Source organism: Saccharopolyspora karakumensis (genome assembly GCF_004349225.1).
Lineage (GTDB): Bacteria > Actinomycetota > Actinomycetes > Mycobacteriales > Pseudonocardiaceae > Saccharopolyspora > Saccharopolyspora endophytica.
Map to the genome: position 1 here is coordinate 1 of NZ_SMLA01000101.1, position 8,032 is coordinate 8,032.

An 8,032-nucleotide genomic window follows, 5' to 3' on the forward strand; every position below is an offset into this window, starting at 1 on the left:
GCCGCGGGCCGGACGTCGCTGGAACGAACCCGTCGTCGCTCGGGCAGTCCCAGACGCAGGTCCCGTCGCAGCCGGGGTCGGACACCGGCGGTTCGCCGGAGACGGCGGAGACCGTCAGCGTCGGCGCCGGTGGCACCGACGGTGCGCTCGGGAACTCGTCACCGTCGAACGCCAGCCCGGAGACCTCGCCGGGGCTCCCGCCGTCGAGCTCGTCGTCCGACGCGGACATCTCGCCTGGGCTCCCACCCACCGGTCAGCAGTCGAACATCGATGGCACCAGCGGTGTTCCGTCGTCCACATCGGAGCCCGCGGCCCCCAGCCAGGGTGATGCGCAGAGCGCGTCCGGTCCGGTCAACGACGAGAACTCCACGCCTGCCGCGCAGGTCGGAGGTTCCAACGGCGCTCAGACATCGGTGAACTCCGGTGCCCAGCAGTCCGGCCAGACCACCCCGGACGGGCCCGACTCCGCCGCGCAGGGCGCCGAATCGACCTCGCAGCCGAGTTCGTCGGGCACCACCCCGGCGCAGCCCGCTCCGCAGAACAACGCGCCGCAGCAGAGCGGTTCGGACCCGACCGCACCGCAGCAGTCCACAACGGACTCCGACTCCACCGCGATCGCCACACCGGAAAGCGCTCCGCAGGAGGTCGCGCAGAACGACACCGGCACGCAGACGACGACACCGGTCGGCACCGGTGCGGACTCCACCGCGCAGGTCGGTCGGACCGGCCAGGTCGCGCCGAACTCGGCGCAGTCGCAGACCGACCTGGCCCAGCTCCAGGTGAGCGAGACCGGGCAGCAGGACCGGTCCGGCGACAGCACCGCCTCGACCACGCTCGAGAACTCGACCAACTCGCAGGCCCAGACCGACGGTCGAACGCAGCCGGACGGTCAGACGCAGTCGAACGCCCAGACTCAGCCGAACGCCCAGGTCCAGGACGCGAACGGCCAGGTTCAGCAGAACGAGCAGACCGGCAGCGGTGCCGTCAGCGGCCAGCAGCCCGTCGGCGGGATGTCCGGCACCGGGCAGGCCCAGACACCGACGAGCACCGCGTCGAACTCGACCACTCCGAGTTCGACGCCGTCGCAGAACCAGTCGCAGCCGGGCTCGAACTCGTCCACCACGCGCGGTGGCACGACCGGCACCGGTCAGGGCAGCACCTCGGTGACCGACGTGACCGCCACCTCGCAGACCGCGGTGCCGGAGATCCCCGGCTCGCCCGCCACCGAGTCCTCCGATGCCGCGGTCACCGTCGACTCCAGCGGCAACGTCGTCGAGAGCTCGCAGAACCAGGACACGTCGCAGACCCAGGACTCCACGCAGAATCAGGAGACCTCGCAGAATCAGGAGACCTCGCAGACCCAGGAGACGGCGCAGAACCAGGAGACGTCGGGAAGCACTGCGAACGACCAGCAGTCCCAGCGCCAGGACACCGGTCAGGATCAGCAGTCCACTCAGGACCAGAGCACGCCTCAGGACGCGACCAACGACCAGAGCACGGCGCAGCAGGACCAGACCCAGCAGGGCCCCGACACGACCGCGAACGACGACCTCTTCACGGCGTTGGACCAGGACCCGCAGCTGGACCTGACGCTGACCGACCCGTCGCAGGTCACCCCGGCACCGGTGCTGCCCGAGACCGCGCGTGCCGCGGATTCCTTCGCCGCCGACATGACCGCGCACGTCGACGAGACGCCGCGTCCCGCGGAGCTCACCCGCGACGGCGTCATCTCCAACAACTCCCGGCTGCTGCCCAGCGACGGCGTGTGGTCCCCGAACCAGAACGCACCGCTGGCGGCCAACGTCGCCGACAAGATCGACGTCCCGCCGCCGGTGCGGGCCGGGTTGCAGCAGCAGTTCCAGCAGCTGGTCCACACCCGCGGCGAGCTCGGCCTGCTGCAGGTCCTCTCCAGCGGACGCAGCTTCCAGGTGCCCACCCGCGACGGCGTGCAGAACGTGTTCGTGCGGATGGACCCCGACACCGTCGCGCCTGTCGCCACCTCCGACACCGCCGTGCACAACACGCCGTCGCAGAGCAGCAAGCACGAAGGTGCCAGCCGGTCCATCACCAGCCACGGGGTTTCCCGCAAGCTGCGGCAGAACGCGGTCGTCGGCTGGGTGGACTCGGCGATCGAGGTGGCGGCGACCTCGTTGAACCTGCGCGTGATGCCCTTCCTCGGGTGGGGCGAGAGCCGCAGCAACACCGTCTCGGACAAGACCGGCAACACCAGGGAACGCACCGCGAAGCTCGGCGGCCACCACATGGCCTTCGACGTCAACTTCCAGGTCCAGTGGGAGTCCGACGGCAACCGCGGCAGCTCCCGGTTCGACCCCACGGTCCGCTTGGCCTACCCGGAGACGGTCCTCGAGAAGCCCCGGCCGGCACCCGCTCCGGCCGACACGAACCCGACGACCACCGTCCCCGCCGTGCAGGGTACCCGGCACGGCGGGCAGGACCAGAACAACAACGCCCAGAGCACGCGCGCTCCGCGCGCACCGGTGCCGGTGCCCGCCGACGTCCAGCAGCTGATCGCCAACCTCGACAGCTACGCGGGCGTCGGCGACCTCAACCGCAACGTCATGTCCGCGCTGCCCGACTGGGTGCGCGCAGACACCACGCTCCACGACGGCGTGGCCACCAAGGTCGACACCGCGCAGTTCGTGGAGGAGACCTCCGAGGGCCTGGTCAACGGCATCGACATCAGCCAGCGCACCACCTACCCCAAGTGGCTGCGGATGCCGGGCAAGAACTGGTCGAAGCACCCCGAGGTCAAGGTGAAGGTCGAACCGCAGGTGCGCGGTTTCGAGAAGATCGGCGACCCGCAGCCGATCCGCACCGGCGAGATCCTGCGCAGCACCAAGGACACGAGCGTGTCCAACGGCATCGGGTCGCGCGCCGTCGGCGGCATCCGCCTCCGGGGCCTGTTCACCTCGGGCGAGGCGAAGATCGACGGGCACGGCAGCCCGCTGCAGATCGGCCCCATCGGCGTCCTCTCGCTGACCTCGAACCGCAAGGAGTCCCAGACCGGCCGGGAAGCGGGCACCAACAAGGACAAGTCGCTGGAGAGCGACGGTGCCCAGCGCTACCGGATCGATCTGTCGCTGGCCGCGGAGATCACCTCGCGGCCGGGTGGCAAGGCCGAATCCGACCCGGTCGCGGTGCAGCCCACCGAGGGCGCCACCTACGTGTGGGTGCGCAACGAGGACGTTCCCGAGTTCGAGCGGCTGCTCAACGACGCCCTCGACCCGAACGGCACGACTCCCACCGCACAGTCGACCACCACGCCCGAGCAGGGCGAACGCATCCGCACCGTCATCGACGGCGAAGGCATGTTCAAGAACGTGGTCCGGGTGGGCGGCACCGGTCAGCTGCGCGACCAGGCCCGTCAGCACATCCAGGAGCAGCTCACCGAGCGGGGGGTGGACACCGGCACGGTCGACTGGAACCAGGTCAACCGCGACCTGAGCAGCTTCGGCCCCTACAAGGTGATGACCAAGTTCGACGATCTCACCGGCGACGGCAAGCCGGTGACCGTCGACATCACGGCAGGCGGGCGGAAGTTCCACTTCGAGCTCACCGCCGACCTCGGCGACGTGACGGGACGGCGCACCCTCGACAACGACGTCAGGTTCAGCGCGACCCGCAAGCACGGCAGCGGCTGGAAGACCGGGTTCAAGACCAGCTTCGGCGTCGGCGCGCTGCTGGCCGGCATGGTCCGCACCACGATCCGGCCCGCCGGGTACGGCTCCAACAGCTACGTCGGCGGCATCGCCGGACTCGGCGGCAGCTGGAGCCGCGGCAAGTCCAGCGGGCATGGCGACAGCCTCGAATCCGAGCAACGCATCAAGTACGAGGGCAAGGCCGACCGGGTCACCCGCGACGTCACCTGGAAGCTCGAAGCCACCGACACCTCCGCGCGAAACCCGTTCAGCCGCAGGACACCTCCCACCAAGAGCGAGGTCCCGGGGCACGCGGACTACCGGGTGGCCAGCTTCATGCTCGACGCCGACGCGGGCTGGGACCCGGGCGCTCCGGCGCCCGCCGCGACGCGCGACCTCAACGACGGCAACCGCGTCGACATGAACAACACCGCCGTCGTCTCGGTGGTCGATCTCTACGGCAAGGCCAACGACGCGTTCCACGACATGCAGCGCGACGCCGTCCGCAGCGCCAAGGAAGGCAAGTTCGAGCGGTTCCGCCGCTGGATCGCGCACACCGGCAGCACCGATCCCAAGCACAGCAACCCGAAGCACCTCGTCGACGTCGACCCGCAGTGGTGGCAGACCCGGCTCGCGGGCATGTTCCACGCGCCGCAGGTGCGCGACGGCGGCGCGCACGGCGGCGTGCTCTTCGACCGCATGCAGCGCGGCGCGTTCGAGATGCGGGTGCACAACGAGCGGCCGCTCGGCCCGGTGCCCGGCAACTCGACGTGGGAGACCACCAACAAGACGGGCGTGTCGATCTCCCACGGCACCAGCAGCGGCACCGAGGGCGAGATCGGGCTCAACTTCTGGGGCGCCATGGCCGACGCCGGCGCGGGTGCGTCCCTGTCGACCGGGCGTGGGACCGATGATTCGCTGGGCGGGTCCACCAAGTCCGCCTCGCAGGTCACGACGCCGATGCAGCTCTACACGGGCGACCTGGTGCTCTCGGTGCGCGCCGACGCCTGGCAGCAGCTGTTCGGGCAGCCGAACCACCGCTGGGACGCGATCAGCCCGTACCCGACCGGGGCGCAGAGCGGCCACGTCGAGATCGTCGTCCCCGACGGCCTGCTCTACGTCAAGCCGCAGAACCCGGTGACCACGCACCCGGACGGCCGGCTCACCGAGGACCTGCCGCTGCTGCGCGACCTCGGCAAGGGCCTGGACCGCTCCGTCGTCGTCTCCGGGTTCACCCGGGACGCGCCGGACCCGGCGAACCCGACCCAGACCGATCAGTCGCCAACCGATCAGGCCGACCAGTCGCAGGCCGGCCAGTCGCAACCCGATCAGTCCCAGACCGATCAGACGCGGCAGCCGGGGACCCAGGACCGCTTGTCGGACGACGCGATCCGCGCGCTCTGGCACGCCGCGCCCGAGCTGTTCCCGGGCTGGACACCGGATTCCGGCCGCCCGGCACCGCTCTTCGACGCCACCAACGCGCTGCGCGCGCTGGACAACCCCGCCGACGTCCGCGAGATGCTCAACGGCGGCTGGCAGCGCACCATGTTCCGCTCGCGGTGGTTCGGCTCGGACTACTACACGTTCACCGCGACCGCCGAGCAGCAGCCGGGCGCGGAGATCATCGATCGCGGCGACGTGGAGACGGGCGGCTACGTCGAAACCCAGGGCGTGCGCGGGCAGGGGCAGGACTCATCGCGCGACGTGGCCACCTCGGTGTCGTTGACCGCCTGGCCCATCGTCCCGACGACCGCCGACGGCGGGGCCATGGCGCCCATGCCGGTCGTGGGCTGGTCGAACCAGAGCGGCGCGGAGCAGGCCAACGAGGTCGGCACGTTCCGCCAGGACCGCTCGGACACCGACGACCACGTCGGTGTCCGAGCTCCAGTGAAGATCAACTTCTCGGTGCACCGGTTCCGCGTCCCTCCGCTGCTGCTGTCGACCTTCACCGAGGGCTCGGTCGGGTCCAGCGCCTACCGCCATCCCGAACTGCGCGAGGTGACGCTGCCCCCGCAGGTGTCCCAGGCCCAGGGCAAGGTCGACCTGAGCCTGCCCGAGTTCCTGCTCGACCAGCCCACCGACCACGCGCCCGCGGCGACCGGACGCGACATCACCGACGCCGCCAAGCAGACCCCGTCCTTCCAGCTGGCCAAGGGCACGAGAAACTCGCAGCTCACCGAGCAGGTGGTGGACGCCATCGTCGACGCCCGCGGCCACAAGGACCTGGTGAACCGATGGTTCGGCGCGGGAACGCCGAACCGGGGCAAGATCGACGCGCTGTTCTCGCCGGACATGCTCGTGCCGAACCTCGGCAACGACCGGCGGCTGCTCGGCGACGACGGCTACACGACCTCGTTCCAGGTGCACGACCGCTTCCTCTCGGTGGACTACGAGGTGCAGGTCAAGCCCCGGCTGACCGACCCGCGGTTCATGCACTCCTGGACCGAGGCGCAGCACGAGGAGAAGCACGGTCAGGAAACCGGGCAGTCCTCCAGCGACGCCAACGCCCGCAGCGCTGACGCCGGCCTCGGCCTGATGGCCATCCACGGCACCAACTGGAGCAACGCCGAGAACTCCGCCTCGCGGGGCCTCGCGGGCTCCGAGACGGCCGCCGCCGCGCTGGAGGAGAGCCACAACTCCCGCACCCGCCAGCAGGACTGGCGCCGCTACACCGCGATCCCGCACTACGACGTGGTGATCCGCTCCAAGCCGCACTTCGCGCCTTCCTGGTCCGAGCACCGGATGGAGGGCACCAACGGGTTCACCGGCACGCCGGTGGAGTTCGACGTCCGCGACGGCGAGCACACCCCGTTCGACGACCCGCCGCGGACCGCGCCCGCCACGACCGCCACCGCCCAGGACACGGCCGTGCGGGCCCCTCGGTCGCCGGAGCGGGCGCAGCAGGAGATCCAGACCCTCGAAGACCAGCTCGCCGAGCTGACCTCGCAGTACGACCGGGTCACCAACCGGATCAACCAGCTCGCCGACGCCGCGCAGGCCATGGTCGAACCGCACCTCGACGGCGGTCCCCGGCCCGACCCGCGCCAGGTCGAGATCATCCACCGCGCGGCCCTCGAGGTCACCGAGCCGGACGTGCAGCGGCTCGACCAGCTCGGCAGGCAGATCGCCGAGAACGAGTTCGAGCTGCAGGACCTGCGGCGCGAAACCACCGACATCGACCCCGGAGTCCCACCGAACACCGCTCAGGACAACGGCCTCCGCCCGGACGAGAGCAGGACCGACGCCGACGGAAGGCGCTTCGACCGGTCCGGCAACCTGCTCGAACGAGGCCAGGACGGGCAGTGGCGCAAGCAGAAGTTCTTCGCGCTGCCCTGGCTGGACGACAACACGATGGTGCTGGGCGTCCGGCCCGGGACCAACCCCTACACCGGCCAGCCCAACCACATGGGCGGATTCCCGACCGCCCCCGGCGGCAACGCCCAGCAGGACCACGGCACCGGCGGGGACATAGTCGGTGGCGCGCTGTCGAACCAGATCGCCCAGGACCTGCGCGGCACCTACCAGCTCACCGACCACGACGGCGTCGCGCACTCCAACCCCGGCAGCGGCGCGGCGAAGGCCGACGCGCACTACGTCCCGGCGAGCCTGGAACGCACCGGAACCGCGCAGTCCACCACCAACACCGAGGAGACCGGACGCAGCGTCGAGATCGACGTCCGCGGCCTGGGCGTGACGAAGCAGAGCACCGGCCGCGAGATCCTCGCCGCGGTGGCCTACGCCTCCGGCGTTGACGACTTCGGGTCGCAGCGCGCCGCGGAGTTCTTCGCCGACCCCTCCAGCGCCCAGATCGCCGAGGCCATCCGCGACCGGCTGCCGACCGCGGCACCGCACTCCGCACCGGTCCAGCAGCCGGTGGCCGTCCAGCCCGCCGACGTCGACGAGCCGCTGCCGAAGTACGAGGTGGAGGCCGAGCGGTGGAAGCCGCTGGACAACGCCTTCGTCTTCGGCGGCACGGACGGGCAGCCGAGCGTCCAGCGCGGTCCGGCCAGCGGCATCCGACAGGAGGTCCGCTACAGCCTCACCCCCGAACCGGGCCGCTGGAACCTGGAGACGAAGCTGCACCTGCGTCCCGCTGAGGGCGTGAGCCAGGCGGATCTGGCGGCGGTGCGCGCCAACACCGCAGCGGGCATCGAGCAGCTGGTCAACCAGCAGGCCCACCTGCTGCCCGGCCCGGACGTCGAGGCTCACGCCAACGTGGTCTTCGTCGACGACCCGGCCGACGCCTACGGCACCATCGACGTGGTTCCGGGTCGGCCGGATGATGTGAAGAATCCGATGGATCAGCATCGGTGGGCTGCGGGTGCTGCTCCGTCGGAGTTCACGCACGAGGTGATGCACTTCTTCGGTGTGCG

At 70.8% G+C, this 8,032-nt stretch carries 2 protein-coding genes; one reads left to right on the plus strand and one right to left on the minus strand.

All coding sequences use genetic code 11. From position 1 onward, the window contains the following. Positions 1-229 (minus strand): hypothetical protein (locus E1202_RS31970; RefSeq protein WP_207919008.1); only part of this gene is annotated, 229 nt, incomplete at its 3' end. 184 nt (positions 230-413) lie between these two features. On the opposite strand from E1202_RS31970, the gene E1202_RS31645 reads away from it, so the two are divergent. Further along, positions 414-8,032 (plus strand): hypothetical protein (locus tag E1202_RS31645; protein ID WP_207919009.1); only part of this gene is annotated, 7,619 nt, incomplete at its 3' end.